26 protein-coding genes are annotated in these 25,275 nt (G+C 63.1%); 11 read left to right on the top strand and 15 right to left on the bottom strand.

What is annotated here, in order from left to right; all coding sequences use genetic code 11:
- Positions 1 to 33: 33 nt before the first annotated feature.
- The 5 genes from I9018_RS16920 to I9018_RS16940 form a co-directional block, all read right to left on the bottom strand.
- On the bottom strand, positions 34 to 408 hold the full coding sequence (locus I9018_RS16920; protein ID WP_241106945.1) for a nuclear transport factor 2 family protein: 375 nt from the start codon (positions 406 to 408) through the stop codon (positions 34 to 36).
- Positions 409 to 459: 51 nt separating this feature from the next.
- Positions 460 to 1,176 carry a YafY family protein gene (locus I9018_RS16925; RefSeq protein WP_241106946.1) on the bottom strand — a complete coding sequence of 239 codons (717 nt, stop codon included), beginning with the start codon at positions 1,174 to 1,176 and terminating at the stop codon, positions 460 to 462.
- Between the two features lie 188 nt (positions 1,177 to 1,364).
- Positions 1,365 to 3,806, bottom strand: coding sequence for a TonB-dependent receptor (locus I9018_RS16930; RefSeq protein WP_241110162.1), 2,442 nt, complete (start codon positions 3,804 to 3,806; stop codon positions 1,365 to 1,367).
- 117 nt (positions 3,807 to 3,923) lie between these two features.
- Positions 3,924 to 4,886: a FecR family protein gene (locus I9018_RS16935; RefSeq protein ID WP_068605536.1), complete on the bottom strand. Its 963-nt coding sequence runs from the start codon at positions 4,884 to 4,886 to the stop codon at positions 3,924 to 3,926.
- Positions 4,879 to 5,391, bottom strand: coding sequence for an RNA polymerase sigma factor (locus I9018_RS16940; RefSeq protein ID WP_068587049.1), 513 nt, complete (start codon positions 5,389 to 5,391; stop codon positions 4,879 to 4,881). Before I9018_RS16940 ends, I9018_RS16935 begins: the two co-directional genes overlap by 8 nt.
- A gap of 259 nt (positions 5,392 to 5,650) precedes the next feature.
- On the opposite strand from I9018_RS16940, the gene I9018_RS16945 reads away from it, so the two are divergent.
- Together I9018_RS16945 and I9018_RS16950 are read left to right on the top strand one after the other, a co-directional pair.
- Entirely contained in the window at positions 5,651 to 7,090 is a 1,440-nt protein-coding gene (locus tag I9018_RS16945; RefSeq protein ID WP_022644295.1) for a nucleobase:cation symporter-2 family protein, read from the top strand.
- Between the two features lie 138 nt (positions 7,091 to 7,228).
- Complete coding sequence (locus I9018_RS16950; protein ID WP_241106947.1) at positions 7,229 to 7,693, top strand: LEA type 2 family protein; 465 nt, start codon at positions 7,229 to 7,231, stop codon at positions 7,691 to 7,693.
- Between the two features lie 6 nt (positions 7,694 to 7,699).
- Here the strand turns inward: I9018_RS16950 and glsB are convergent, their stop codons facing one another.
- On the bottom strand, positions 7,700 to 8,608 hold the full coding sequence (gene glsB, locus I9018_RS16955) for a glutaminase B (RefSeq protein WP_068587047.1): 909 nt from the start codon (positions 8,606 to 8,608) through the stop codon (positions 7,700 to 7,702).
- Positions 8,609 to 8,941: 333 nt separating this feature from the next.
- Between glsB and I9018_RS16960 the strand changes: the two genes are divergently transcribed.
- Positions 8,942 to 10,195: a ferredoxin reductase family protein gene (locus tag I9018_RS16960; protein ID WP_241106948.1), complete on the top strand. Its 1,254-nt coding sequence runs from the start codon at positions 8,942 to 8,944 to the stop codon at positions 10,193 to 10,195.
- Here I9018_RS16960 and I9018_RS16965 read toward each other — a convergent pair.
- Positions 10,171 to 11,721: an MFS transporter gene (locus tag I9018_RS16965; RefSeq protein WP_124347729.1), complete on the bottom strand. Its 1,551-nt coding sequence runs from the start codon at positions 11,719 to 11,721 to the stop codon at positions 10,171 to 10,173. The genes I9018_RS16960 and I9018_RS16965 overlap by 25 nt on opposite strands.
- 123 nt (positions 11,722 to 11,844) lie before the next feature.
- Between I9018_RS16965 and I9018_RS16970 the strand changes: the two genes are divergently transcribed.
- Complete coding sequence (locus tag I9018_RS16970; RefSeq protein ID WP_241106949.1) at positions 11,845 to 12,753, top strand: LysR family transcriptional regulator; 909 nt, start codon at positions 11,845 to 11,847, stop codon at positions 12,751 to 12,753.
- Positions 12,750 to 13,325, top strand: coding sequence for a GNAT family N-acetyltransferase (locus I9018_RS16975; protein WP_176719802.1), 576 nt, complete (start codon positions 12,750 to 12,752; stop codon positions 13,323 to 13,325). Before I9018_RS16970 ends, I9018_RS16975 begins: the two co-directional genes overlap by 4 nt.
- Here the strand turns inward: I9018_RS16975 and I9018_RS16980 are convergent.
- A complete protein-coding gene (locus I9018_RS16980) occupies positions 13,318 to 14,238 on the bottom strand; it encodes a carbon-nitrogen hydrolase family protein (protein ID WP_241106950.1) in 921 nt (306 codons plus the stop codon). The two genes, I9018_RS16975 and I9018_RS16980, sit on opposite strands and share 8 nt — an antisense overlap.
- An 84-nt stretch (positions 14,239 to 14,322) precedes the next feature.
- Here I9018_RS16980 and I9018_RS16985 point away from each other — a divergent pair, with 84 nt between their 5' ends.
- Positions 14,323 to 15,258 carry a LysR family transcriptional regulator gene (locus I9018_RS16985; RefSeq protein WP_241106951.1) on the top strand — a complete coding sequence of 312 codons (936 nt, stop codon included), beginning with the start codon at positions 14,323 to 14,325 and terminating at the stop codon, positions 15,256 to 15,258.
- Here the strand turns inward: I9018_RS16985 and I9018_RS16990 are convergent.
- Positions 15,230 to 15,484, bottom strand: coding sequence for a hypothetical protein (locus I9018_RS16990; RefSeq protein WP_068587042.1), 255 nt, complete (start codon positions 15,482 to 15,484; stop codon positions 15,230 to 15,232). The two genes, I9018_RS16985 and I9018_RS16990, sit on opposite strands and share 29 nt — an antisense overlap.
- Positions 15,485 to 15,721: 237 nt before the next feature.
- Between I9018_RS16990 and I9018_RS16995 the strand changes: the two genes are divergently transcribed.
- Positions 15,722 to 16,042 carry a DUF883 domain-containing protein gene (locus tag I9018_RS16995; protein ID WP_241106952.1) on the top strand — a complete coding sequence of 107 codons (321 nt, stop codon included), beginning with the start codon at positions 15,722 to 15,724 and terminating at the stop codon, positions 16,040 to 16,042.
- Between the two features lie 55 nt (positions 16,043 to 16,097).
- Here the strand turns inward: I9018_RS16995 and I9018_RS17000 are convergent, their stop codons facing one another.
- Together I9018_RS17000 and I9018_RS17005 are read right to left on the bottom strand one after the other, a co-directional pair.
- Entirely contained in the window at positions 16,098 to 17,135 is a 1,038-nt protein-coding gene (locus I9018_RS17000) for an Ldh family oxidoreductase (RefSeq protein WP_241106953.1), read from the bottom strand.
- 203 nt (positions 17,136 to 17,338) lie between these two features.
- On the bottom strand, positions 17,339 to 17,608 hold the full coding sequence (locus I9018_RS17005) for a PepSY domain-containing protein (protein ID WP_068587036.1): 270 nt from the start codon (positions 17,606 to 17,608) through the stop codon (positions 17,339 to 17,341).
- Between the two features lie 150 nt (positions 17,609 to 17,758).
- Between I9018_RS17005 and I9018_RS17010 the strand changes: the two genes are divergently transcribed.
- A complete protein-coding gene (locus I9018_RS17010; RefSeq protein ID WP_241106954.1) occupies positions 17,759 to 18,766 on the top strand; it encodes a FecR family protein in 1,008 nt (335 codons plus the stop codon).
- Between the two features lie 43 nt (positions 18,767 to 18,809).
- On the opposite strand, the gene I9018_RS17015 is transcribed toward I9018_RS17010, so the two are convergent.
- Positions 18,810 to 21,146: an acylase gene (locus I9018_RS17015; RefSeq protein ID WP_241106955.1), complete on the bottom strand. Its 2,337-nt coding sequence runs from the start codon at positions 21,144 to 21,146 to the stop codon at positions 18,810 to 18,812.
- Between the two features lie 299 nt (positions 21,147 to 21,445).
- On the opposite strand from I9018_RS17015, the gene I9018_RS17020 reads away from it, so the two are divergent.
- Positions 21,446 to 21,826, top strand: coding sequence for a fe2+ zn2+ uptake regulation protein (locus tag I9018_RS17020; protein ID WP_068587031.1), 381 nt, complete (start codon positions 21,446 to 21,448; stop codon positions 21,824 to 21,826).
- Between the two features lie 17 nt (positions 21,827 to 21,843).
- Here the strand turns inward: I9018_RS17020 and I9018_RS17025 are convergent, their stop codons facing one another.
- Positions 21,844 to 22,032, bottom strand: a complete 189-nt coding sequence (locus I9018_RS17025; RefSeq protein WP_068587029.1) for a hypothetical protein — start codon at positions 22,030 to 22,032, stop codon at positions 21,844 to 21,846.
- 171 nt (positions 22,033 to 22,203) lie between these two features.
- Between I9018_RS17025 and I9018_RS32740 the strand changes: the two genes are divergently transcribed.
- Complete coding sequence (locus tag I9018_RS32740; RefSeq protein WP_265582645.1) at positions 22,204 to 22,332, top strand: hypothetical protein; 129 nt, start codon at positions 22,204 to 22,206, stop codon at positions 22,330 to 22,332.
- Between the two features lie 83 nt (positions 22,333 to 22,415).
- Here the strand turns inward: I9018_RS32740 and I9018_RS17030 are convergent, their stop codons facing one another.
- Complete coding sequence (locus I9018_RS17030; protein ID WP_164823664.1) at positions 22,416 to 23,330, bottom strand: LysR family transcriptional regulator; 915 nt, start codon at positions 23,328 to 23,330, stop codon at positions 22,416 to 22,418.
- Positions 23,331 to 23,444: 114 nt separating this feature from the next.
- Here I9018_RS17030 and I9018_RS17035 point away from each other — a divergent pair, with 114 nt between their 5' ends.
- Positions 23,445 to 24,440 (top strand): aldo/keto reductase, encoded by a 996-nt coding sequence (locus tag I9018_RS17035; RefSeq protein ID WP_241106956.1) that lies wholly within the window; start codon positions 23,445 to 23,447, stop codon positions 24,438 to 24,440.
- Positions 24,441 to 24,492: 52 nt separating this feature from the next.
- Here the strand turns inward: I9018_RS17035 and I9018_RS17040 are convergent, their stop codons facing one another.
- The gene (locus I9018_RS17040; protein WP_068587025.1) at positions 24,493 to 25,026 is read right to left on the bottom strand and encodes a hypothetical protein; all 534 of its coding nucleotides are present in this window, start codon (positions 25,024 to 25,026) and stop codon (positions 24,493 to 24,495) included.
- Positions 25,027 to 25,275 lie beyond the last annotated feature (249 nt).

Genomic DNA, 25,275 nt, shown 5'->3' on the forward strand with positions numbered 1-25,275 from the left:
TTCCTGGCAAAGAGCGACAGTATGCCATCACCCTCAGCGGGATATATCCAACCGTGCGATCAGCCCTTGCTCATCCAGGCGAAATACCTGGCGCAGCGACTGTGGGCTGCCGGGGAAATCGCCGCAGATCCGACCGTCCAGCAGCACCTTGTCGGGGCGCTGCTGCACTGCGACGACTTCCAGCCGACAGCGCCTGTGGCGGTGGCTGTCATCCATCCAGCGCGCGATATCCTCAGGGCCGACCCGGTACTCACGCTCATCGAACACCTGGGCCTTGGGCGCGAAGATCGCCGCGGCCCGGGAGCTGTCGCCACTGTTGGTGGCGGCAATATAGGCAATGATCGCCGGGGCCAACAGGACCTGCGCCACAGGGTGCTCACCGTGCCCGGATTGATTGATGGCTGACATGAGAAGAGCTCCTGCAAGTGAATGGGAGCGGCATGTTAAGAGCCCGTTGCGTCATTTCTTGTCAGGAGTGAAGCGCTTGGCTTCCTCGCTTTGCATACGCTTGCGCCAGCCACGCAACCAATCGCTGCGACGTCCCGGATAGGTCTCGTCCAGCTCCAATGCCGCAGCCACGCGATCGGTGCGAAAAGTCCGATAGTCACCCCGCAACTCGCACCAGGCGACGATCACCCGAGCTTCGTTGAGAAACCCCAGGGCCAGGGGCCAGACCAGTCTCTGGCTGGGCACCTGGTTGACATCGGCATAGTCGATCAGCAGCTTGGCCTGGTGCCGGATCGCCTGGCGGAATACGTTCAGCGACACAAGATTATCGGGAAATCCATAACCTGCCGGCCCCGCCAGCAGCGTCGGGTTGCGCAACGCGTCCTGGGCCGCCGGGGCCAGCACGGCGGCGATCTTGGCCATGGCATCGGCGGCGGCCTTGCTCAACTCTTCATCACCACGCTGATCGACATAACGCAGGCCCAGGACCACCGCCTCGGTCTCGTCGGGATTGAGCATCAGCGGCGGCAGGAATAGTCCGCTACGCAAGACATAACCGATTCCAGCCTCACCATAGATCGGCGCGCCCAGGGCCGTGAGTTCGGCGATGTCGCGATACAGCGTGCGCTCGGACACCTCCAGCTCCGCCGCCAGAGTCGCGGCGGTGACCGGACGGCTCTTGCCGCGCAACATCTGCAACAGGGTGAGTAATCGACTGGCTCGCGACACGCTGGATGGACTCCCTTGAAAAAACCGCCGCAGGATAGCAGAGCCTCCTGACAGAAACTGTCAGCAGGTACGACCCTGCGACCGCTGCGTGGCCTCGCGCACTCGGCAGCGGGCACCGATGAAGCAGGCAGATCGAGTTGCGGCGATCGCGACGCCACCTCGGCAACGGCTACCGGCTCAGCGGTAAATCAATAGGCCATGGACCAGCTCAGGGTGTAGGTGCGGCCACGCCCCTGGTAGTCATAGAGGTACTCGGGCCCGTAGGTCGGCGAGTAGAACAGCTTCGCGCGCTGGCCCCAGACCGTACTGTACTGTTTGTTCAGCAGGTTCTGGATGCCACCGCTGAAGGTGCCGAAGCCGGTGTCCTGGCTGCCCAGCAGATCGAAGGTGGTGTAGCCGTCGATGGTGTGGTCGGCATCGTCCTTGAGGGTGAAGGCATGATTGCCCTGCAGGCGCACGCTTTGGCTATCGCCCTTCCAGCCGATGAAGGCCGTGGACTTGGACAGCGAGGCGTAGCGCGCATCGCGCTTGATCCAGCCGCCGTTCTTGCCCTCCTCCTCGGAACGCACCAGGTGCAGGGTGCCACCCGCCTCCCAGCCGCTCTCGAAATGCCGGGTCAGGGCGCTTTCGAAACCGTAGTCGCGGCTCTTCTGGTCCTTGACGTCGATGGTCAGGGTCGCGTTGTCGGTGGTGATGACCTTGTCCGACCAGATGTAGTACAACGCCGCCTGGGCATCCCAGTCGCTATCGGAGAAGCGCCAGCCGGTTTCCACCTGGCGACTCTTGATCCCGGCCAGGGGGTTGTCGTCGACGCTCAGCCCCGGCTTGCCGTAGAACTTGGCCGGGTCCGGCAGATCGAAGCCCTCCCCGTAGTTGACCCAGACCTGGTGGCCGTTCTTGAAGTCATAGATGGTGCCCAGGTTGAACAGGTTGACCTGGTAATCATTGTTGCCCCCCGGCACGTTCTTGAACCGCCCGACATCCACGTCCATCTGCTGGCGCCGATAACCACCGGACACCGTCAGGTTGTCCGTGGCGTGCCAATCCAGCTGGGTATAAGCGGACAGGCCATCGACCCGGTAGCTGGGATAGCGCGCCGCCTTGCTCTGGGTCACCAGGTCCAGGCCACCACTCTCCGAAGACACACGCTGGTCGAACGTGCTCTGCTCGGCGTTGAAACGCTCGCGATCCAGGTCCACGCCATAGGTCAGCTTGACGGTCTCGAACTCCTTGGCGAACAGCGCCTTGAGGCTGCTGACCTCGAAGTTCTGCTGCGAGGCGGCGAAGTACACGCCCTTGGAACCGGTCGGCTTGCCGGTGTTGTAGTAGGGAAACGGATAGAAGTTGTCGTTTTCCTTGCGATACGAGGCCTGCAGGTAGAAATCCTGGCCCAGCACATCGGCGTGGTGGTAGTTGGCATTGAGCAACAGGCGCCGGGTGCGCGGTTCCAGGTCGGTGGAGTAGCCGCCACGCAACTTGGCGTCTTCCAGGTTCGAGGGGGCCTGGTTCTTGAGGTTGGGAAAGTAGATCCCGGTGCTGCCGTGGTTACCCGAGTCGTAATACTGGGCCAAGAGGTCCAGGCTCTGCTCCTCGTTGAAGTTCATGGCCAGGCTGCCCATCAGGTCGATGGTGCGGTTGTACTGCAGGTCGGTCTGGGTGTTGTCAATGAAGATCTGCTTGCCGGCACCATCGTAGAACGCCTGGTTCTGCTCACCGGCCACGGCCAGGCGGCCGCTGATGGCTTCGTTGCCGCCGCTCACCGACTGGGCGATACGGGTGGTCAAGTCGTCGCTGTTGTTGAAGCCGCTGCTGGCACCGATCTGGGTTTCGAAACGCGCCGGACCCGGCTCGCCTTTCTTGGTGACGATATTGATGATGCCGCCGGTGGCGCCACCGCCATAGATCGCGCTGGCCCCGGACAGCACTTCCACACGTTCGACGTTGAATGGCGAGATGCTGTCGAACTGGCGCGACAAGCCCCGGGAGCTGTTCTGGCTGACCCCGTCGATCATCACCAGCACGTTGCGCCCGCGCATGTTCTGGCCATAGTTGGTACGGCCTTCCGGCGCCAGGTCCAGGCCCGGCACCAGCTTGCCGATGGCTTCCTTGAGGCTGACGCCCGTCTCCAGCTGTTCGCGCAACTGGCTCTGCTCCACCACCCAGACGGTGCCGGGGATCTCGCTGATCGCGGTGCTGGTACGCGACGCCACGGTGACCTGGGTCGGCTTGAGATTGAGGCTGCTCGCCGCAGGCTCGGCACGACGCAGGATGACCGTGCGCCCATCGCTGAACGACCAGCCCATGCCACTGCCGGCCAGCAGGGCTTGCAGGGCCTGGGCGATGGTGACTTCACCGACGAGGGCCGGTGCCTGCAGGCCCGCCACATCACTGGTGGTGTACAGCAAGCGCAGGTCGGCCTGGTCGGCGAAACGGGTCAGGGCCTGGTCCAGGGGCTGGGCCGGCAACTGCAACGACACGCGGCGTTCCTGGGCTGCACCGGCCTGGCTGGCCGGCAATGGCGGTTGCGCCTGGGCCAACAATGGGCCCAGGGCCCCGGCAAGCACGGCCTGGGCCAGTAATGTGCGGCGCACCAGGTGTTGACCGCGCCCGAGTATCGACAGCTTGAACATAGCTTTCACGTGTTCCTTCCCAGCCCGTTGAAATGACGTCAATGAGAATGATTGCCTTCTCAGTCTCACTACGACGATTGGCCGGAAAGGAACTTGCAGTCCCCACTGCAAAAAAATTCAGTGCAGCAGTGCCAGCCAGGGCAAGTAGGTGATCTGCAAGGGATAGCGTTGCTGCAAGGTGCGCAGCGAACCCTGGGGATCGTTGAGGTCGAACACGCCGCTGATGGCCAGGTCCGCCAATTGCCGGTCGGAAACCAGGATGCGCCCATGCTGGTAGCGCTCCAGTTCGCCGATCACCTCACCCAGGGGCCGGCCGTTGAAAATCAACTTGCCGCGCTGCCAGGCGGTCAGGCTGCTGGCATCCACCTGCTGTTGGGCCAGCAGCGGCTGGCCGGCCTGGTACTGCAGGCGCTGGTCGGCCTGCAGCAGTACCGGGGCATGATCGCCGGTGAATTGCACCTGGCCCTCGCGCACCACCACCGTCAGCCGGTCGCCATCGCGGCGCACGCTGAACGCTCCGCCCGCACCCTGCAGGCGCTGGTCACGAACCTGAACCACGAACGGTCGTTGCCCATCGGCCTGTGGCTCGAACAGCGCCTCGCCCTGCTCCAGGATCACCCGCCGCTCATCCGCCGAATAAGCCAGCGACAAGGCGCTGGCGCTGTTGAGGATCACCCTCGAGCCATCGGCCAGGGTCAAGTGTTGTTGCTGGCCCACGCCGGTGTGGTAGTCCGAGGTCCAGGCCGGCCATTGCTGCCAGCCGATGGCGCTGCCCAGGGCCAGCAGCAGCGAAGCGGCCAGCGCCGGCCACCAGCGATGGGACCTGGCTGCCGGGCGAGCAGCTTGCGGGTGCTGCTGTGCAGCCTGGGTCTGGCCCAGGTCACCCCATAGCCGTTGAGCCTCATCCGCCGCTCGGGTGTGGGCCGGGCTGCGCTGGCGCCATTGCTGGAACGCCATGCGCTGGGCCGCGGTGGCCTGGCCGGAGTGCAGCAGCACCAGCCAGTCGATGGCGGCGTCGTCGAGGTTCTCGGAATCTTCGGTCATGGGGGTGTCGGCAGCGCGCTGGAAGGAGTCATTCATGGTGCTGTTGCAGCCAGTCGCGGCAATGGCGCAGGGCCTGGCCGATGTATTTTGCCACCATGCTTTCGGAAACGCCCAGCCGCACAGCGATCTGGGCCTGGGTCAGGCCCTCCAGGCGATTGAGCAGCAGGGCCTGGCGCGCGTTGTCGGACAGCTGTTGCAGGGCCTGGTCGAGCACCTCCAGGCGCTCCTTGGCCAGCAGTACCGCCTCTGGAGCCGGGGCCGGGTCCACGACCTCGACATGCTCCAGAGGATCGCCAAGAGTGGCCCCCTGGCGCTGTTCGCGACGCAAGGTGTCGATGGCCAGGTTGCCGGCCACGCGAAAGATGAAGCGACGATCGTTCTGGACCTCCAGCGCCTGCTGCTCGACCTTGAGCAGTTTAAGGTAGGTGTCCTGGGCCACGTCCGCCGCCCGCTGGCGGTCGTTCATGCGCCGGGTGAGAAACTTCAGCAGGTCGTCGTAGTGCTCTTGAAAGCTGCGCAGCAGGCTGGGTATCGGCAGCATCGAGGGGCGGTCCGCAGATCGGGGACGCGGATTATTCCATAAAGGCAAATGAGAAACAGTATCTTTCGTATCGCAACAAAGTTGCGCTTTTATGCCCGGTCACCCTTCTGAGAGCCGCCCCTTTCTGGCATCCTGCGCCTCCATTTTTTCCGACCGGGTCCCTGGATGCCAGCTGATGGCAGCTCTTGGGCCCAAGTCCCGTCCACTTTCCGGTGCGTGCCCCCCGTTGTATCCACGTGCCACTGGCAGGCCTTCCTTCATGAGCGCATCCGAACACTCCCCTCCCCGCTACAAGTCAGACCTGATCTATGGCCTCAACGATCGGCCACACTTCAGCGCGGCGATCTTCGCTGCCCTGCAGCACGTGCTGGCCAGCTTCGTCGGCATCATCAGCCCGACCCTGATCTTCGGCGGCGTGCTGGGTCTTGAGAGCGAATTGCCGTACCTGATCAGCATGGCGCTGTTCGTCTCGGGCCTGGGCACCTTCGTCCAGGCCCGGCGCCTGGGGCCCATCGGTTCGGGCCTGCTGTGCGTGCAAGGCACCAGCTTCTCGTTCATCAGCGTGCTGCTCAGCGCCGGTTTCATGGTCAAGGGCCGGGGTGGCGACACCAACGAGATCCTCTCGACCATCTTCGGCATCTGCTTCGTCGCCGCCTTCATCGAGATGTTCCTCAGCCAGTTCATCGGCAAGCTGCGCAAGCTGATCACCCCGGTGGTCACCGGCACCATCATCACCCTGATGGGCCTGTCGCTGATCAAGGTGGCAGTCACCGACATGGCCGGCGGCTATGGCGCCAGCGACCTGGGCGCCGCCAGCAACCTGGGCCTGGCGGCGCTGGTGCTGCTGACTATCGTGGTGTTGAACCGCTTCAACAATCCGATGTTGCGCCTGGGCTCCATCGTCATCGGCCTGACCCTGGGCTTCCTGGTGGCCTGGATGCTGGGCCGGGTGGACATGGCAGCCATGCCCGAAGTGCCCCTGGTGAGTATTCCGGTGCCGTTCAAGTACGGTTTCTCCTTCGACCTGATCGCCTTCATCCCCCTGGCAGTGATCTTCCTGATCTCGCCACTGGAGGCCGCCGGCGACCTCACCGCCAACTCGATGATTTCCCAGCAGCCGGTCAAGGGTCCGCTGTACATCAAGCGCATCAAGTCCGGCCTGCTGGCCGATGGTTTCAACTCGGCGGTGGCGGCGGTGTTCAACAGCCTGCCGATGGTCACCTTCGCCCAGAATAACGGCGTGATCCAACTCACCGGCGTAGCCAGTCGCTACGTGGCCTACTTCATCGCCGGGCTGCTGGTGCTGCTGGGGCTGTTCCCGGTGATCGGGGCGGTGCTGCAATTGATGCCCAAGCCAGTGCTGGGCGGCGCGACCCTGATCATGTTCGGCACCGTGGCGGTGGCCGGGATCAAGATCCTCGCCGAGGCCGGCCTGCACCGGCGCAACGTGCTGATCGTGGCGATTTCCCTAGGCATGGGCCTGGGCGTGGCGGCGGTGCCCGAGGTGCTGCGCGAACTGCCCAAGGCCTTGCACAACATCTTCGAATCGCCGATCACTGTCGGTGCCTTCTGCGCGATCTTCCTCAATATCTTCCTGCCTGAAGAGTTCCTGGAGCTGGAAGAAGACGAATTCGACCCAGAAGCTGCGACCCTCAAGGTCATGCAGGACCCGGACCGGGACGCCAAGGCGAACTCCTGAGGCGCAACGGCGTCTATCCTGCGTGCGTCAAGCAAGGCCCCCTGGGGCCTTGTGGCAAGCTCGACAATAGCCGGAACGTCGAGCGCAAGCCCTGTAGCGACGCCGTGGTCATTCACTCCCATCGCCAATAGGTAGCCCATGCGCAAAGTCATCGCCCTGTCCCTGATCCTGCTCAGCCTGGGCGCCTGTGCCCTGTTGCCCCAGCGCGATCCGCTGGCGATCAACGTGGTCGGCATCGAGCCGCTGCCGAGCCAGGAACTGGAGATGCGCTTCGCCATCAAGCTGCGCTTGCAGAACCCCAACGAAACCCCTATCGACTATAACGGCGTGGCCCTGGACCTGGAGGTCAATGGCCGGCCGCTGGCATCCGGGGTCAGCGACCAGCAAGGGCATATCGGCCGCTACGCCGAGGATATCCTGGTGATCCCGGTGAGCGTCTCGGCCTTCTCGGTACTGCGCCAGACCCTGGGCCTGAGCCAGACCCAGAGCCTGGACAACCTGCCCTACGTGCTGCGCGGCAAACTGGCCGGTGGGCTGTTCGGTACCCAGCGTTTCATCGAGCGCGGACAGATCAGCCTGGCGAGCCCCGCAGGCAGCTGGTAGGCCCCGTTAGAACACCGACCAGCCAATACGCTGGCTGAGCAACTCCAGGGCGGCCATGCCCACCAGCGAGTTGCCGGCCGTGTTGAGTTCCGGCGACCAGACGCACACCGTGAACTGCCCCGGCACCACCGCGACAATCCCGCCGCCCACCCCGCTCTTGCCCGGCAAGCCGACCCGATAGGCAAAGTTGCCGGCCTCGTCGTACAAGCCGCTGGTGGCCATGATCGAGTTGACCTGCTGGGTCTGCCGGCGACTCAGGATCTGCTCGCCGCTGTGCTTGCAGAAGCCATCGTTGGCCAGGAAACAGAAGGCCCGGGCCAGGTCGACGCAGTTCATGCGCAAGGCGCAATGGCTGAAGTAGCTGCGCAGTACCGCCTCGACATCGTTGTGGAAGTTGCCGAAGGATTGCATCAGGTAGGCCATGGCCGCGTTGCGCGCACGGTGCTGGTACTCCGACTCGGCCACCCGACCGTCCACCATCACGTGGGGGTTGCCGGACAAGCGCCGGACAAAATCACGCATGGACAAGGCCGGCGCCGCGAAGCGCGACTGGTTGATGTCGCAGATCACCAGGGCCCCGGCATTGATGAACGGATTGCGTGGCCGCCCCCGTTCGAACTCCAGTTGCACCAGGGAATTGAACGGCTGCCCGGAAGGCTCGTGCCCCAACCGCTCCCAGATCGCCTCGCCGGAATGACCGATGGCCTGTACCAGGCTGAAGACCTTGGAAATGCTCTGCACCGAAAATGCCGTGTCGGCGTCACCGGCGCTGAACACCTGGCCATCGTTGCCATAGACGGCGATGCCCAACTGGTTGGACGGCACGTCCGCCAGGGCCGGAATGTAACTGGCGACCCGGCCTTGGCCGATCAGGGGGCGGACTTCATCGAGAATCTGGTTCAACAGCGCTTGCATGGTCTGGCTCATCGTCACGGGCCCCGATACGGCTGCGGGGCCAAGGTCTGCTAGACGCACGTTGCGGCCTGCACAGCACAGTCCGTTGCGCGAATGAATGAAAATGCGATTGATAGTCGATCATTTTCAACAACTAAAACAATGAGGCCGCTGATACAGATCAGCATGAAATCAGTACTACAGGCTAGAATTGCACGCTGTTGCGCGACCAATCCTGTCATATTCAACTTTAGTCGCAGCACAGCACATCGTTCCTTGCATCGTCGTTATTCGCTGTACCGTCGCGGCGATGCTTTTGCCCTGACGGCATTTGCTCACCGGAGTCATGCACCCTTGAGAACCTGGCATACGATCGTCGGCGTCCTGCTGATCACCACTTTCACCCTGCTAATGGAAATCCCCAGCCAGACCTGGCTGACGTCCGCTACCCTGAGCCTGGCATTGGGCAGCGCCGCCCTGGCCTACATGGCCCTGTCGTGCCTGCTGTCGAGCCGCTGGCGCTGGGTCGAACGGCTGTTCGGCGGCCTGGATCGGGTGTACGAGACCCACAAATGGCTGGGCATCTGGGCCCTGGCCTTCGCCAGCTATCACCTGGTGTTCAAGGCCAACCTGGACGAATGGAACAGCGTGCCGATCCTCGAGCTGTCCAAGTACTGGACGCGCATGGTGCGCCAGTTGAGCTACGTGGCCCTGGGGCTGATCGTCCTCCTGGCCCTGAACCGCAACATTCCCTACAGCCAATGGCGCTGGTGGCACAAGCTGTCCGGACCGCTGTTCCTGGTGGTGATCCTGCACTGGCTGAGCTTCAAGTCGCCCATCGCCCTGGACAACCCGTCAGGTATCTGGCTCGGCCTGCTGTGCATGCTCGGCGTCCTGGGGGCGCTGTACAAGCTGCTGCTCTACCCATTCCTGGCCAAGGCTGGCGAGTACCAGGTAACCGCCGTGCGCATCGAGCGCAACTCGTTGCATCTGGAGCTGATCCCCCAGGGCCGCGGCTTTCCTTTCAAGGCCGGACAGTTCGCCTTCCTGGCAATGCAGGAAAAGGGCTTGCGCGAACCCCACCCGTTCACCATTGCCAGCGCCCAGGCCCACGACGGGCGCATCGAGTTCGTGATCCGTGCCCTGGGCGACTACACCCAGCGGCTGCACAAGCAGGTCAAGGTCGGCATGCTGGCCGATATCTACGCGCCTTATGGCCGCTTCAAGCGCCCGCTACAGGCCGCCCGGGAAATCTGGATCGGTGGCGGTGTCGGCATCTCGCCGTTCATTGCCTGGCTGCAGGACCAGGCGGCCGGCCAGCTCGACCGGGCGACCCTGGTGTATTGCTACAACCCGTCCCGGGCCTTCCCCAGCGTCGATGCCTTGCAGGGCATGGCCCAGGCCCGCGGTGTCGGTTTCGTCGCCAACAGCGGCGGCGTCGAACCCCTGGCCCAGACCCTCAAGCGCGCGGCGGCGGAAACCGATCCGGCACAGATCCAGGTCAGCTTCTGCGGGCCCAAGGGCCTGCTGGGGCGAGTTCGGGAACTGATGCACGAATGCCGGATTCCCGAGGCCAACCTGCACTACGAGTTCTTCGAGTTCCGCTGACCCGGCGTGCGGCGCGGCTCATGCAGCGCCACTCGCACCACCAGGGCCGACAGCAAGGTGATCACCACCAGCACCTGCAGTAACTGGCTGAAAGCCCCGGTATACAAGGCCAGCAAGCGTTCGCGGGCAACCTCCGGCAAGGCGGCCGCGCTGGCCGCCAGGTCGCCTCCGGCCAGTTGCCGAGCCGCCAGCAACGCGGTATCGCCCCGGACCTGCACCTGGCCCAGGGCGTGCTGCAACAGGCCGGCCAGCAAAGCCACCACCAGGGCCAGGGCAATACCCTCGCCCGCCACTCGCGTGGTGCTGAAGATGCCGCTGGCCATGCCCGCCCGCTCCTTGGGCACCACGCTCACCGACAACCCATCCATCAAGCCCCAGGGCAGCCCGGTGCCCAGACCGATCACCAGCAACGGCCAGGCCCGTTCCATGGGGGCCTGCCCTACGCTGCCGCAACTGAGCCAGAACAGCCCGCCAGCAGCCACCACCAGACCCAGGCTCGCCAGCTTGCCGGCGCTGAACCAACGGTTCAGCCAGCCCGCGGCGAAGGGCACCACCAGCATCGGTGCAGACAAGGCGATCATCAGCAGCCCCGCCTCGATCTCGCTGTAGCCTTCCACGCCGATAAAGCGGATCGGCAGCAGGATCAGCAGCACCACGTAGCAGTAGCAAGTGGCGATAGGCAGCACCTGGACCCCGACGAAACGCGGGTAGCGAAACAGCGACAGATCGAGCATCGGTCGCACCGCCCGACGCTCCACGGCCACGAACACCCACAGTGCCAGGCCCGACCCCGCCAGCAACGCCAGGACCAGCGGGCTGTCCCAACCGCTTTGCGGGGCTTGCAGGATGCCCCAGGTCAGCAGCACCAGGGCCAGGGTGAAGCTCAAGGTGCCGGGCCAATCCACGCCCCTGGCCTCGGGATCGCGAGACTCGACCATGCGCGGCACGCCAAAACCCAGGGACAGGACCCCGATCAAGGCGCCGGAAACGAAGATCCCGCGCCAGCCGGCATGCTCGATCAACACCCCGGCCAGGATCGGCCCGAAGGCCAGGCCGACCCCGAAGGTGGTGCCCAGCAAACTGAAGGCACGGGTCCGGCCCGGGCCATCGAACGCCTGGGCCAGGGCCGCCGAACCGCCGGCCAGGGCAGCCGCGCCGGCCAACCCCTGGACGCCGCGCAGCAAGTTGAGCCACAACAACGACGGAGCGAACACCAGGGCCAGGGAAGTCAGGGCAAACAACGCCACGCCAAGGCTGAACAGGCGTTTGCGGCCGAATTCGTCGGCCAGGGTGCCGGCAGCCATCAGCACGCTGCCAAAGCTGAGCATGAAGGCGTTGGTGGTCCAGCTCAGTTCCAGCGGGCTGCCACCCAGTTCACGGCCGATGGCCGGGGTCGCCACCGCCACCCCGACAAAGGTCAAGGGCAGCATCAAGGCTGCCAGGCACACCGCGGCAAGCACGCCTTGGGCTGCGCGTTCGCCACTGCGGGCCGGCGAGCCCAGGGTCAATTCAAGTTCAGGATTCACGGGCACCTCTACCTCCTGGCAACCAGGGTCAGCTAAAAAATTCATGGTAGGTGTGCCGCAATAGGCGAAAAACAGGGCAGTATTCCGGTCTTTACGGACAAAAAGGCTCTAATCGAGGGCGCCATGGATAACCTGAACGGCTTGCAAGTGTTTGTCTGCGTGGTGCAGAGCGGCAGCCTGGTAGCTGCCGGCGAACGCCTGGGACTCTCCGCCTCGGCGGTGGGCAAGGCCCTGGCCCGCCTGGAACAACGGCTCGGCGTGCGCCTGCTGAACCGCAGCACCCGGCGGATCAGCCTGACCGACGAAGGCACGCTGTTCTACGAACGTGGCCAACGCATCGTCGACGAGGTGCAGGAAGCCGAAGCCGAGCTCGCGCGGATCAGCGACAAACCCCGGGGGCGGTTGCGGGTCAGCCTGCCAGCCATCGGCTACCGCATGCTGCTGCCGATCCTCCCGGAGTTCTCCGCACGCTTCCCGGACATCGAACTGGACCTGGATTTCAACGACCGGATGGTCGACGTGATCGCCGAAGGCCTCGACGCAGTGATCCGCAGCGGCGAGCTGGCGGATTCGCAATTGCGCTCGCGCAGCCTCGGACCGTTCGGTTTCGTGCTGGTTGGCGCCCCGGGCTACTTCGCCCAACGCGGCATGCCGCAGGCCCCGCAGGACCTGGAGCAGCATGCCTGCCTGCGCTACAGGTTCCCTGCCGGCACCCAGATGCAGGTCTGGCGCCTGCGCTTGCCCGAAGGCGCACCGCCATTGGTGCTGGGCAAGGCCTTGACCAGCAACAACCTCGAAGCGCTGATCCACGCCGCGACCCAGGGCCTGGGCATCGCCTACGTGCCGGAGTTCGTGGTCGCCGGGGCCCTGGCCGACGGCAGCCTGGTCTCGGTACTGGACGACTACCAGGGCGAGCGCGGCAAGTTCTCGATCCTCTGGCCTGGTAGTCGACAGCTACTGCCAAAATTGCGAGTCTTCGTCGACTTCCTCAGCGAACACCTGGTGCTCGGCAAAAACCACAAGGAGCCATGATCATGACCGACCCCGTACCGCCGCTCACCACCCCGCGCTTGCTGCTGCGGCCCCTGGAACTGGCAGACGCCGGTGCCATCCAGAACCTGTTTCCACAGTGGGAAGTGGTGCGCTACCTCAATGCCAACGTGCCCTGGCCCTACCCGGTCGATGGCGCCTTGAGCTTTGTCCGTGACATGGCCTTGCCGGCCACGGCTAGGGGCGAGGAATGGCACTGGACCATTCGCCTGCGCGAGGAACCGGGGCAAATGATCGGCAGCATCAGCCTGATGCGCGAGCCCGATAACAACCGTGGTTTCTGGCTGGCTCCGCAATGGCAGGGCCACGGTTACATGAGCGAGGCCTGCCAGGCGGTGGATCACTATTGGTTCGAAGTGCTGGAGCAACCGCTGATGCGCGTGCCCAAAGCCGCGCCCAACCAGGGCTCACGGCGGATATCCGAGCGCGGCGGGATGCGCCTGGTGCACAGTGCGAATGGTGAATTCGTCAGCGGGCGGTTCCCCCAGCACATCTGGGAAATCACCCGCGAGGAATGGCGGCAACTGAACTCGCCGACGAGCGTTCTCAGGTAAAGCGCACCCCTGGACGGGGTCGCTGGTCCACGCTCAGCTCGAACACATCCGGGCGGGCATAGTGGCCGACCACGTCGTAGTCATAGCGGGCCTTGACCAGGTCATCGGTGTCTATTTGCGCGCTGATCAAGCCCGCACGACCGACCAACGGCCCGGCCAGGACATCGCCCATGGGCCCGACGATGACACTTCCTCCCGCGATCAACGGCCGTTGTGCAGGCCAGTTGGCCACCTCAAGGCCCAGCGCTTCGGGCGAGTCCTGCACCTGGCAGGCGCTGACCACGAAGCAACGCCCCTCGTGAGCCACATGTCGCATGCTCACTTGCCACATTTCGCGCTCATCCACCGTCGGTGCGCACCAGACCTCGATCCCCTGGGCATACATGGCCGTACGCAGCAACGGCATCATGTTTTCCCAGCAGATCACTGCACCGACCCTGCCGACCTGGGTGTCCAGTACTGGCAAGGTGGAGCCATCGCCCTTGCCCCAGATCAGCCGCTCGGTACCGGTGGGCATCAGCTTGCGGTGCTTGCCCACCAAGCCTTGCTGGGGATCGAAGTACAGTGCGGTGCAGTACAGACTGCTGCCACTGCGCTCGATCACCCCCAACACCAGGTTGGCTCCGATGCGGGCCGATAGCCCGGCCAGGGCCTCGGTCTCCACGCCGGGTACGTCGATGGCGTTGGCGAAATAGCGGGCGAAGGCCTCACGCCCCTCTGGCAGGCGATAGCCCAGCTGGGTGCCGAAGCCTTCGCCTTTGGGGTAACCCCCAAGCAAGGCCTCGGGCATCACCACGAGCTGGGCACCGGCTTCGATGATGGCGCCTTCATAGGACAGGATCTGTTCCAGGGTTTCGCCCTTGCCCCCTGGCAGGGCTCCGATTTGCAGGGCGGCGACTATGGACTTGGGCATGGGGTGACTCCTTCGGCGATCAGGTATTGCGCATTCTCCAGCGGCCGCTGATCATCGATAAACCCCAAGCCAATGCTTAATGATATGAACCAGATGAATATCGCCAGTGTCGATCTCAACCTGCTCAAGGCCTTCGAGGCATTGCATGATGAATCCAGCGCCAGCCGTGCCGCGCTGCGCCTGGGCGTCACCCAATCGGCCATGAGCGCAGCATTGCGCCGGCTGCGGGAGTTGTATGGCGACCAGTTGTTCGTGCGTACCGGGCGCGGCCTGGCACCGACCCTCAAGGCCAATCAACTCAAGCCGGTGGTGAGCGATGCCTTGAACAAGTGTCGCCAGAGCCTGGCCATGGTCGCCCCGGACAGCGCCGACTATCGAGGGCGGTCGGTGACGGTTGGCCTGTCGGATGATTTCGAGATCGCCTATGGCCGGCGCCTGATCGAGGCCGTGGCGCGACGAGCGCCCAAGTTGCGGCTGATCTTTCGCCAGACCCACAGCCAGATCGTCGCCGAGGCATTGCTGCAGCGTAGTGTCGACCTGGCCATCAGTTCCGGGGGCTTCGCCCAGCGCATGCTCAGCCGCCAGGTCCTGGGAGAGGGTCATTACCTATGCCTGGCGGACCCGGCCAGCCTCGCCCCGGGGCAGGAGCGGATGGAGATCGAAGAGTTCGTCGCACGCGAACATTTGTTGGTGTCGTCACAGGGGTTCATCGGGATCACCGACGAGGGTTTGGCCGATCTGGGGCTCAGTCGCCAGGTGTGCGCCTCGACCACGCACTTTGCCGCCCTGCCGTTCCTGCTCAAGGGCAGCCAGGCGGTAGCCACCATTCCGGCCCATGCGGCCAGGAGCATTGCCCAGGTCACCGGTCTGCAGCTGCTGCCGTGCCCGCTGGCACTGCCGCGTTATCCGATCGAGCTGGGTTGGCGTACCAGCCCGCAGATCGACCCGTTGTTGCTGAAGGTACGCGAAGCGATCGTCGAGAGCTTCGCGCTTACTTGCTCGCCGCCATCAGGCGATTGACTTCACTGCGCACCATGTTGGAAAACTCCGGCGGCGACATGCCGTCGAGCTCCGCGCGGACCCACTCGGCCCACTTGCCCTTGCGCTTGCTACGTTCGCCGAACAAGCGCGCGGCCTCGCCCTTGGCCTTGCCCAGGTTGCTCTGCCATAACTCGAACAGGCGGGATTTCTCATCCTCGATGGCGGCGCGCTCGGCCAGGGTCTTGTTAGCCAGATTGAAGCTCATGGGAAATTCCTACTGCGTAAAATAGGCGACATCTTACACTGTAGGCGCTGCGGTTTTATCTCGGGCTGGCGGGTGGAGGGCAAAACAGCTGCAACTTTTGCCTCGGCACACGACTCCATTGCTTGCTATCCCATCGATCCGGCACCGCTGCTGGCTATGGGCGACACCGGAGCACAGGCGCGCCTCGACGGTGCGCATGTACACTGCATCAAGGCCACATCGACAAGGAACTACTTCATGGCTCGTAAATCTGCCGCGCAAGCGGAAAACGATCAAATCAAGGACCAGGCATTCAGCGAGCTGCAGGCGCTGATCGAGGAGTCCGAAAAGCTGCTCAAGGGCAGTGCCGCCCTGGTGGGCGAAGAAGGTGAAAGCCTGCGCCACCAGGTCAGCCTCAAACTCAAGCAAGCCCTGGACTCGGTCAGCAGCGTCCGTGAACGCAGCAAGCCGGTGGTCGATGCCACCGAACAGTACATCGGTGGCCATCCATGGCAGACCGTGGCCATTTCCGCCGGCGTCGGCCTGGTGGTCGGCCTGCTACTGGGCCGTCGCTCCTGACGTGCGCCCATCATCAGGGCCAGGCGCCAAGTGCCTGGCCCTGGTTCGACTGACTTCAACCTTGCGCCAACGCCCTTAGCTGCTCCAACCGCTCACAGGCAATGGCGATCCCTCTCTCCTGCGAACGCGCACGCTGCCAATGCCGGCGCTCTCCCGGCAGGCGCTTGAGGCCTACTGCATGCATCTGTCGCACCAGCTCCTGGCTGCGCTCGGCAAAATCCTGCCCACCGCCCTTGCTCGGGTCGATGACGATCAGCAACTGGCCGGTCCAGGGCGTCTTGGCTCCCGGATGATTGGACCAGTCGAACTCGAATGAAAAATGGCCTCCGGTCAGTCCCGCACACAGCAACTCCACCATCATCGACAGCGCCGACCCCTTGTGGCCGCCAAAGGGCAGCAAGGCGCCACCCTCGAGGATCGCCCTGGGGTCCTGGGTCGGCTGCCCCAGGCTGTCCACCCCGATGCCAGGGGGCAAGCGCTCTCCCTTGCTTGCGGCAATCTGCACATCACCGTGGGCGATGGTGCTGGTGGCCAGGTCGAAGACAATGGGCTGGCCCTTGGCTTGGGGCGCGGCAAAGGCGATGGGATTGGTACCGAACAACGGACGGTCGGCGCCATGGGGCACCACGCAGGTCATGCTATTGACCACGCTCAGGGCCACCAGCCCTTCTTCGGCGAAAGGTTCGACGTCCGGCCAGAGGGCGGCGAAATGATGCGAGTTGCGGATAGCCAGCACCGCGATCCCGGCGGCGCGGGCCTTGCGGACCAACAGTTCGCGACCGACAGCCAAGGCCGGCTGGGCAAAGCCGTTGGCGGCATCGACCCGGACGAACGCCGGGGCCACGTCCTCCACCATCGGCAGGGCCCGACCATCGACCCAGCCACTGTCCAGGGTCGAGATATAACCGGGGATACGGAATATGCCGTGACTGTGGGAGCCGTCACGTTCGGCTACGGCACAGTTCTGCGCCAAACAGCGTGCCACTTCGGCACTGCAGCCGTGGCGCTGGAGAATCGCCTGCAGCAACTGCACCAAAGCGGGCAAGGACAGGTATTCGCAGGGGGTTTCAACAAGCGGGGACGAGGCAGACATCTGAAGCTCCAGAATAGTTATTGGAGGGGGCTACAGCGCATGACTCGACGATTAAACAACGCCGTGGCCCGGGCCTGTCAACCACCAGTCCGGGCCACGGCCTACAACGGTTGTGGCAGCCTGTGCACGGCCCGATACGAGCCGTGTGCAGGCGGTAGGCCCCAGGCTAGGCAACGGCAGATCCTGCCTGTGGGCAAGTACGGTCAGTCCTTCTGATCACGCAGGATGTTCCCCGATGTCCCGTCAATCCGGAACTCATAGACACTACCGTCGGATTTACGCCCCTCACCCTCCCAGTAACCGTCGTTGTCCGCCTCGATCTTGTAGATGTCCACATAACCGGCCTTGGTCTTGGCGGTCTCGATGGCTTTCTCGATGGTGATCCAGCCCGCCTGCGGATGATCCGCCAGAGCGACAGAGCTACCCAACAGGGTGGTACAGGCAAACAATGCAGCCAGTGTGTGCTTCATCATGTTCCATCTCCATTTGTCGATACTTTCTCTACACAACGTGTTTTTAGGGCGAGACGAATGAAAATAAGTTCACTTTGATGGCCAATAGCATGATGACTGTTCTACAACGCTTGCCCTGGAGGGTAGAATGCGCGAAATCAGGAAGAGTCAATGACCGAACAGATCCTTTCAGAAGCCGAATACGACGCCATCACTCAAGCTGCCGCCCAATGGTGCATGCGCCTGCATGAGCCTGACTGCAGCGATGCCGAGCGCCTCGCCTTCCAGCAATGGCATGATGCCGACCCCGTGCACGCCTTCGAATATGCCGCGATGTGCGAGATCTGGGAGGTGGCCGATCATCTGCCGGCCTCGGCGCTGACCCAGCCCCCCGCCCCGGCCAGGCCCGCACCTCGCCGCACCTGGCAACGCTATGGAGTAGCGGCGGCGATCACCTTGTGTGCATTGCCCCTGGCGGCCTACAGCGGGTGGGAACTGGGCTGGCTGCCCTCCTCCTACGAACGCTTCGAAGCCGGCGACAGCCTGCGCACGGTAGTCCTGGCCGACGGCAGCCAGGTGGAGCTGAACCTGGGCAGCGCCCTGGTCTACAGCAACTACAAGGATCAACGCCGGGTCATCCTGAAAAAAGGCGAGGCGTTCTTCAAGGTCAGCCACGACAGCGAGCATCCGTTCGTGGTCAAGGCTGCCAGTGGCCAGGTCAAGGTCACTGGCACCCAGTTCAACGTGTGGATGTATCAGGACCAGGTGCGAGTCACCCTGCTGCAAGGTTCGGTGCTGGTGTCCAGCAATACTGCCCAACCTGGCGAGGGCTTTCGCCTGGAACCGGGCATGCAGGCCAACTACAAGGCTGGCGACTATGCACCGCAGATCAACCAGACCTACAGCAACGACAGCTCCCTGGCCTGGCGCAATGGCAAGCTGGTGCTCGACAACCTGGCGCTCAGCGATGCCCTGCCACTGATCAATCGCTACCTGGACCTGCCGGCACAGGTAGCTGACAGCCATACCGGCCAGATTCGCGTCGGCGGTATCTACAACACCCGGGACATCAAGAGCCTGTTGAGCTCGCTGCCCAAGGTGCTGCCGGTGTACCTGACCCGCAACCGCGACGGCAACCCGGTCATCAACTCGCTGCCGCAGTTCCCGCCAAAAAGCTGAAGGCCGCCCCATGGCGGGAACGGCCTTCAGCGATCTCACTGGCTCATTGCCCGGATACTGGCAGCGCCTCCTTGCGCGGCTCTTCGATCGACTGCAATCGATAGCCCCGGTCCGCCTGGATCTGTGCCTCGCTGAAAGGCAGCTCGCTCCATTGGTTACGGGCAAAGGCCTGGGTCTGGTCGCGAAAATGGGCCGAACTCGGGTCGCTGGACAAGGAAAATGCCAATAATCCCAGGGCTCGTGGCCCCTGCCCATCGAAGCTGACCACACTCAGGTAGCTGGTACCACTCACCACCTCACGCTTGCCAGCACTACCCGGCACGCTCTGCATGGCGTTGTAGATACCCAGGCTCTCGGGGCCACCGGGTACCGGAGTGGGCTGGCCACCCTGGCTGACCTGCTGGATATCGCCCCAACGAACATCATCGGCCAACCCGGCCTGCTTCACCTGTTGCAAGGAAGCCAGCATCGCCTCACGCATGGCCTGAGCGACGGGCGCACGGCTGATGGCCAAGCCTCTGGGGGTATGCAGCGGATCCTTGGGATCGAAGGCTACGCGCCAGACGTCCGGGCGCTGCAACAACTCCTGCATGATCCCTTGGAAATACACGAAGCCCAGCCCGGCCTGCAAACCGGCACTGCGATCCCAGGACTTGAGGCTGGCGCACAACGGTCCGAGGCGCTCGGCATCCGCTCCCAGGTCCTGCTCGCAGAACTGCAGCAAGTCCGGCATGACCTGCCCGGCCAGATAGACCTGCTCGTCATTGACCATGTGCTGCAAGTCACTGACCTGGGCCGTATGCAGGCGACCCAGGCGCTCCAGGGCGAAGCGTGCGCGCATCTTCAAGGGCACGTCCTGCTGGCTGATCACCGGCGAGAAGCCTTCCAGCGGAGCAACGGGATTGACCATCCAGGCCGAGTCATTGGAATGCTGCAGATAGTCGTTACGGGCCAGTTGTGGCAGCTGGCTGGCGGCAAAGATACCCGGCTGGGCCGCTGCCGGGTCGATGTCCCAGGCACACGCACGCCGCGAACCATCAAGGACGATGACCTGGGTTCCGGCCCGCGGGTCGCTGCAAAGCGCCAGCTTGGCCTGGGTGACGTTGGGTACCACCGATTGGTTCATATACAAGGCTCGCCCCTGGTCATCCACGGCCAGCGTGTTGACCCAGGGAATGCCCTGCAAGCGATGTACGCTGTCCTGCAGGCCAGCAATGCTGGAGGCCTGATTCATGGCTTGCCACTGGGTCAGCACCCGAGTGTTGTCCAGGTTCGCATCACGCAGGCTGTAAGCGTATTGCCGGTTCCAGTCCAGCTCACCAGGCCATTGCACCACGGGGCCGAACTCCGAGCTGTAGAGTGTGCGCGATTGGCTCTGCAACTGGCCATCCACCCCCTTGACCTGCACCGTCACGACCTGGCGCACCAGAGGCACCGAACGGCCATCCAGCAAATACCGGGTCGGGTCCTTGGGGTCGAGTTGCAGGCGGTACAGGGTGAAATGCTTGGAGGCGTCCACCGTATGCGTCCAGGCCAGGTGCTGGTTGAAGCCGATATTGATCAGCGGTAGTCCGGGCAAGGCCGCACCCATGACATCCAGCTGACCAGGAATGGTCAGGTGCATCTGGTAAAAGCGCATGGCGCCAACCCAGGGAAAGTGCGGGTTGGCCAACAGCAATCCGCGGCCATTGAACGAGCGCTCGCTGCCGATGGCCACCGCGTTGCTGCCTCGATCCAGGGCAAAGCGCTGCTGGCGCGCGAAGGCCAGCTGCCAGGCCTGTGCCGACAATCCGGCCTGCGCTACATCGCCTGGCGGCGCGGCCCCAGCCAGGGCCTCGGCGAACTGCCCGGCCCCGCCCTCCACTAACAAGCGCCGGGTCAACTTCACCACGTCCGCCGTGGTCAATGCCCGCACCCACTCGCCCTGGCACTGTTCTGGCAGTCCCTGCTTGCGGCGTTCAGCCAATTGACGGTTATACCCTTCGACATAACCCTGCATGCGCTCGCGCATCGCCGGGGTCTGCGCCTGCCAGAATGCCTCGACGGCCTGGGGAGTATTGAGCCAGCTGAAGAACACATCGCTGCTGAGATTGTCTCGCTGCTCCAGAGTCTGCGCCTCAGGGCCGAAATACCGTGAACGCTGGGCATTCACCGTCAACACTTCATTGGCCAGCAGGCACAGGTTGTCCTGGGCATAGGCATAACCGATGCCGTATCCCAGGCCACGCTCATCGCTGGCACGGATGTGCGGCACGCCGAAGCTGGTGCGACGGATCTCGGCTCGCGTCTGTTCCGGCTGGGCCAGCGCCTGGACGCCGCAACTGAAGCCCAGAACCAGGGCTGCAAGGCAAAAATTCGGGAACTGCCTGGAAATGATCACACCGACTCCTGATACAGAAATACAGAACCAGGGCTGGGGTGCAGGAAGAATGGGCAGGGCCGCCAGCCTGGGCATCCGGCCGGGCACGGATAACCCGGCGCCTGCCTGCCATACAGACGAAGCCGATGGAAAAAAATTAACCGCACCGCGCCTTTATCAAGGCGGTCATGACATGTCAGCGACCTGATACTGACAATTTTTCTACATCCAGGGCCTCATGATTTGCCCTGCTCGTTCGTCTAGTGACTAGAGCACCCATCATTCTTTTCCTGATCAGGCTCTGATTAAGGAGTTTTTGCATGTACAACCCGCAACTGCCAATGGACGGCAATACCGTGACCAGAACGCCCTCCCTGAACGCCGGCGCTGGTGTCTTCGGCAAAAACGTCGAGCGCCACAGCAACGAACGAATCAAGCACATGCTCAAGAGCTTCGGCCTGCGAACCAGCCTGATTCGCCTGAAAGTCATCGATGCCCTGCTCACTGCGGCCCAGAGCGAACGCTCCCTGGGAGTACGCGGCATCCACAGCCAACTGCTGGAACTGGATATTCCATTGTCGTTTCTAAGCGTGCGGGAAGTATTGAAGCGACTCTGCAGCGAGGGCGTCATCACCCTCAACGCAGACAAGAGCTACAGCCTGCACCAGCAGGCGGCAGCGGTGTTGGACGGCCTAGCCTGAGGCCGCCCGGCATGGGCTCAAGGCTTGACCTTGCGCCGCATCACGCCATTGATCACCACCACGATAACGGCCACGGCGATGGCGATGTACTGGAAGGTCTTCTCGCTGATGACGCCGCTGTTCTGTAGGTAGGAAAGGCCAAACATGATTCCCAGGACTGCCAGGGAAATCAGAATCGAATATTTCAAACGTTGTGACTGGGTCATTGCCGGAATCCTGAAGCTGAAATTGTATCCGCTGTGTATCAAGGCCAATGCCAAGCACATACCCGGATACGGGGATGTGCGGGGCAAATCGGGGTCACATGGTACAGGCGCGCTGGAGATTTTTCTTCCTCCCCGCCTTGTCATGTTCCCTGTGCCTTTGAGGATCGAGAAATGCTTCGTCGAATCACACTGCTGATTCCCCTGCTGGCCATACTGACCTTGTCGGGTTGCATCATCATGCCCCGCGATGGCTGGCATCACCGTTACTACGATGGTGGCCCCGGCTACTACCACCGCTAAGTCATCCGGCCAAGCCATCGGCCATCCCCGCCCACTTGACCAACGCCCGCCCTGCTGCGGGCGTTTTGCTGCCTGCGCCAGGCTCAAGGCCTGGCGGGGCAATGGCCCTGGCGGGCGAACAGCTCCACCAGCCAATCGACGAATGCCCGTACCCGGGTAGACAGCTGGCGCTGCGGCGGATAGAGCGCGGTCAAGGGCAAGGGCGGCGGCGCATAAGCCTGGAGCACCTCTTGCAAGGCCCCCGTCTGCAACGAGTGGGCAGCATGGTAGTACGGTGCCTGCACCAATCCATAGCCAGCCTCGCAAGCCGCCAGGTAACCGTCGGCACTATTGACCGAGACCTGCCTGGGCAGCTCGACCTCCCGCAACAACCCATCCTGGACAAACTCCAGGCCATAGCGCTTGCCGGAGACGCTGGAAAAATACTCCACCATCCGGTGCCCTTGCAGATCCTCGAGAGACCGCGGAGTACCGTACTGCCGCAAGTAGCCAGGGCTGGCGCAGGTGACCTGGGGCATCTGCGCCAAGGGTCTTGCCACCAGGCGGTCATCCAGGACCGGGCCACCGCGCAAAGCGCAATCGACCCCCTCGCGAATCAGGTCCACTGGGCGATCGTTGAGGCCGATCTCCAACTCGATCAACGGATAGCGAGCGGAGAACTCCGGCAGCGCCGGCATCAGGATCAAGCGACCGACTCCGGCCGGCATATCGACCCGCAACGTACCCCGCGGATTACGACGATCCTGGGAAAACACGGCCTCGGTTTCCTCCAGGTCCGCCAGCAGGCGCACGCAACGCTGGTAATAGGCGACGCCATCCAGGGTCGGACTGACCTGGCGAGTGGTGCGGTGCAGCAACTGCACCCCCAGGTAGGCCTCCAGCTGCTTGATCAGGATGGTCACCGAAGCCCTGGGCAACTGCAGGCTGTCGGCAGCCCGGGCAAAACCACCGAGCTCGACGATCCGGGTGAAGACACGCATGGCGTTGAAACGGTCCATCGCCCCTCCGATAATTATTTAGAAAATAATAATAGTGATAGTGATTTTTGCCTGTTTATCCGAATTTTGTCGAGCAGCACAATAGCGCCATCCCCACCATCGGAGTATCCGGCAATGCACTCTCGACAATTGGGCCGTAACGGCCCGCAGGTTTCCGCCATAGGCCTTGGCTGCATGGGCATGAGCGACTTCTACACCACCGGCAGCGATCCCCGGGAGTCCATCGCCACCTTGCATCGGGCCATGGAGCTGGGCATCACCTTGCTGGACACCGCCGACATGTACGGTCCCCACAGCAACGAAGAGCTGATCGGCCAGGCGATTCGCGGCAAACGCGAGCACGTGTTCCTGGCCAGCAAGTTCGGCATTGTCCGCGACCCCAGCAAACCCTCTGCCCGCGAGGTCGATGGCCGCCCGGAATATGTGCGCGCCGCCATCGATGGCAGCCTGCGACGCCTGGGAGTCGATACCCTGGACCTGTATTACCAGCACCGCATCGATCCCGAGGTCCCCATCGAGGAAACCGTCGGTGCCATGGCCGAACTGGTGAAAGCCGGCAAGGTACGTTACCTGGGGCTGAGCGAAGCCTCGGCGAGCACCCTGGAACGAGCGCACAAGGTCCACCCCATCAGTGCCCTGCAAAGCGAGTACTCATTGTGGAGCCGCGACCCCGAGGAAAACGACTGCCTTGCCACCTGTCAGCGCCTGGGCATCGCTTTCGTTCCCTACAGCCCGCTGGGCCGGGGTTTTCTCACCGGCGCCCTGAAGAGCCCGGACGACTTCGCTGCCGATGATTACCGGCGTTTCAACCCGCGGTTCCAGGGAGAGAACTTCCAGAGCAACCTACGCCTGGTGGAACAGGTGCAGCAGTTGGCGATACAGAAGGAGGTCAGCGCTGGGCAGCTGGCCCTGGCCTGGGTCCTGGCCCAGGGTGAATACCTGATACCCATCCCCGGTACCAAGCAGCGGCGCTATCTGGAGGAGAACGTAGCGGCCCTGGACGTGCGCCTGAGCGCCGACGACCTGGCGTCGCTGGGCCGCATCTTCAGCCCGCAAGCCACCGCCGGCACTCGCTACAGCGAAGAGGTGATGGCCCTGCTCAATCGCTGAAACGACAAGGCCGGGGTCGCTGGTAAAGCGCCCCGGCCTTTTTTAGCCCGACTCAGGCCTTGGCGGAGGTGGAGCCGTCTTTGTTGGGCACCGTAGTGCCGTTGCCCTTGCCGTAGTTCTGCAAGCTCTGCAGGACGTAGATGGCCTTCTTGTACTCAGGGATCAGGTAGTTGGCGTACTTGTTGCCCTTGAGGTTGTTGTTCTGGATGTCGTCGAGCTTCATCGCGAAATACTCCAGGGCGTTGAACGACTCCTCAGGATTTTTCGGGATGCCAAAACGGTCGAACTTGTCACCGGCATTGATCAGGTTCAACGCCGTCACGTCCGAGATCAAACCGTTGTTCTTGAGGAAGGTACTCATGCTCCCCAAGGACTTGATAGTGACGTTGGTCGGATCGAAACCCTTGATTTGCTTGTGCAGCTTGAGCTGATCCATCTTGCGGACATCGAGCACCGTAGGGTTCTGCCCCACCTGGCCCAGGATCTGCCGGACCTTGGCGCTTTGCGGGACTTTCTTCACGTCGCCACCGCTCTGGTTCAATAGGCCGGCCTTGCTGCTCCAGCCCCCAACGTATCCGATTGCCATACTGATACTCCTGTAGTCCGGCTTTCCAATTCCCCTGCAGGCTATCTTCGGACTCTGCGAAAAGTCCTGGACAAGCTACTCAAACAGGGTAACTGCTGTATTGAAACATCTGAATGGACGCAAGTATCAACGCCGAAACAATCATCGCCAATGATTTATTTCCACAATTTACAATTTTCGTACATTTTCGACACGATCTCCCAAAGGCCCGTATTTAAAGGGTCTCAGCACTTCAAAAAACCTTCCCTG

Origin of the sequence: Pseudomonas sp. MPFS (assembly GCF_022537035.1) — a bacterium.
GTDB lineage: Bacteria > Pseudomonadota > Gammaproteobacteria > Pseudomonadales > Pseudomonadaceae > Aquipseudomonas > Aquipseudomonas sessilinigenes.

Coding starts and splice junctions, on each gene's coding strand:
- I9018_RS16975 (WP_176719802.1), top strand. CDS start 12,750: ATGATCATGACCGACCCCGTACCGCCGCTCACCACCCCGCGCTTGCTG.
- I9018_RS17020 (WP_068587031.1), top strand. CDS start 21,446: ATGTACAACCCGCAACTGCCAATGGACGGCAATACCGTGACCAGAACG.
- I9018_RS17035 (WP_241106956.1), top strand. CDS start 23,445: ATGCACTCTCGACAATTGGGCCGTAACGGCCCGCAGGTTTCCGCCATA.
- I9018_RS17025 (WP_068587029.1), bottom strand. CDS start 22,032: ATGACCCAGTCACAACGTTTGAAATATTCGATTCTGATTTCCCTGGCA.
- I9018_RS16920 (WP_241106945.1), bottom strand. CDS start 408: ATGTCAGCCATCAATCAATCCGGGCACGGTGAGCACCCTGTGGCGCAG.
- I9018_RS17030 (WP_164823664.1), bottom strand. CDS start 23,330: ATGGACCGTTTCAACGCCATGCGTGTCTTCACCCGGATCGTCGAGCTC.
- I9018_RS16950 (WP_241106947.1), top strand. CDS start 7,229: ATGCGCAAAGTCATCGCCCTGTCCCTGATCCTGCTCAGCCTGGGCGCC.
- I9018_RS17005 (WP_068587036.1), bottom strand. CDS start 17,608: ATGATGAAGCACACACTGGCTGCATTGTTTGCCTGTACCACCCTGTTG.
- I9018_RS16970 (WP_241106949.1), top strand. CDS start 11,845: ATGGATAACCTGAACGGCTTGCAAGTGTTTGTCTGCGTGGTGCAGAGC.
- I9018_RS17000 (WP_241106953.1), bottom strand. CDS start 17,135: ATGTCTGCCTCGTCCCCGCTTGTTGAAACCCCCTGCGAATACCTGTCC.
- I9018_RS16995 (WP_241106952.1), top strand. CDS start 15,722: ATGGCTCGTAAATCTGCCGCGCAAGCGGAAAACGATCAAATCAAGGAC.
- I9018_RS17010 (WP_241106954.1), top strand. CDS start 17,759: ATGACCGAACAGATCCTTTCAGAAGCCGAATACGACGCCATCACTCAA.
- I9018_RS16930 (WP_241110162.1), bottom strand. CDS start 3,806: ATGTTCAAGCTGTCGATACTCGGGCGCGGTCAACACCTGGTGCGCCGC.
- I9018_RS17040 (WP_068587025.1), bottom strand. CDS start 25,026: ATGGCAATCGGATACGTTGGGGGCTGGAGCAGCAAGGCCGGCCTATTG.
- I9018_RS16935 (WP_068605536.1), bottom strand. CDS start 4,886: ATGAATGACTCCTTCCAGCGCGCTGCCGACACCCCCATGACCGAAGAT.
- glsB (WP_068587047.1), bottom strand. CDS start 8,608: ATGCAAGCGCTGTTGAACCAGATTCTCGATGAAGTCCGCCCCCTGATC.
- I9018_RS16940 (WP_068587049.1), bottom strand. CDS start 5,391: ATGCTGCCGATACCCAGCCTGCTGCGCAGCTTTCAAGAGCACTACGAC.
- I9018_RS16945 (WP_022644295.1), top strand. CDS start 5,651: ATGAGCGCATCCGAACACTCCCCTCCCCGCTACAAGTCAGACCTGATC.
- I9018_RS16980 (WP_241106950.1), bottom strand. CDS start 14,238: ATGCCCAAGTCCATAGTCGCCGCCCTGCAAATCGGAGCCCTGCCAGGG.
- I9018_RS16990 (WP_068587042.1), bottom strand. CDS start 15,484: ATGAGCTTCAATCTGGCTAACAAGACCCTGGCCGAGCGCGCCGCCATC.
- I9018_RS16985 (WP_241106951.1), top strand. CDS start 14,323: ATGAACCAGATGAATATCGCCAGTGTCGATCTCAACCTGCTCAAGGCC.
- I9018_RS32740 (WP_265582645.1), top strand. CDS start 22,204: ATGCTTCGTCGAATCACACTGCTGATTCCCCTGCTGGCCATACTGACC.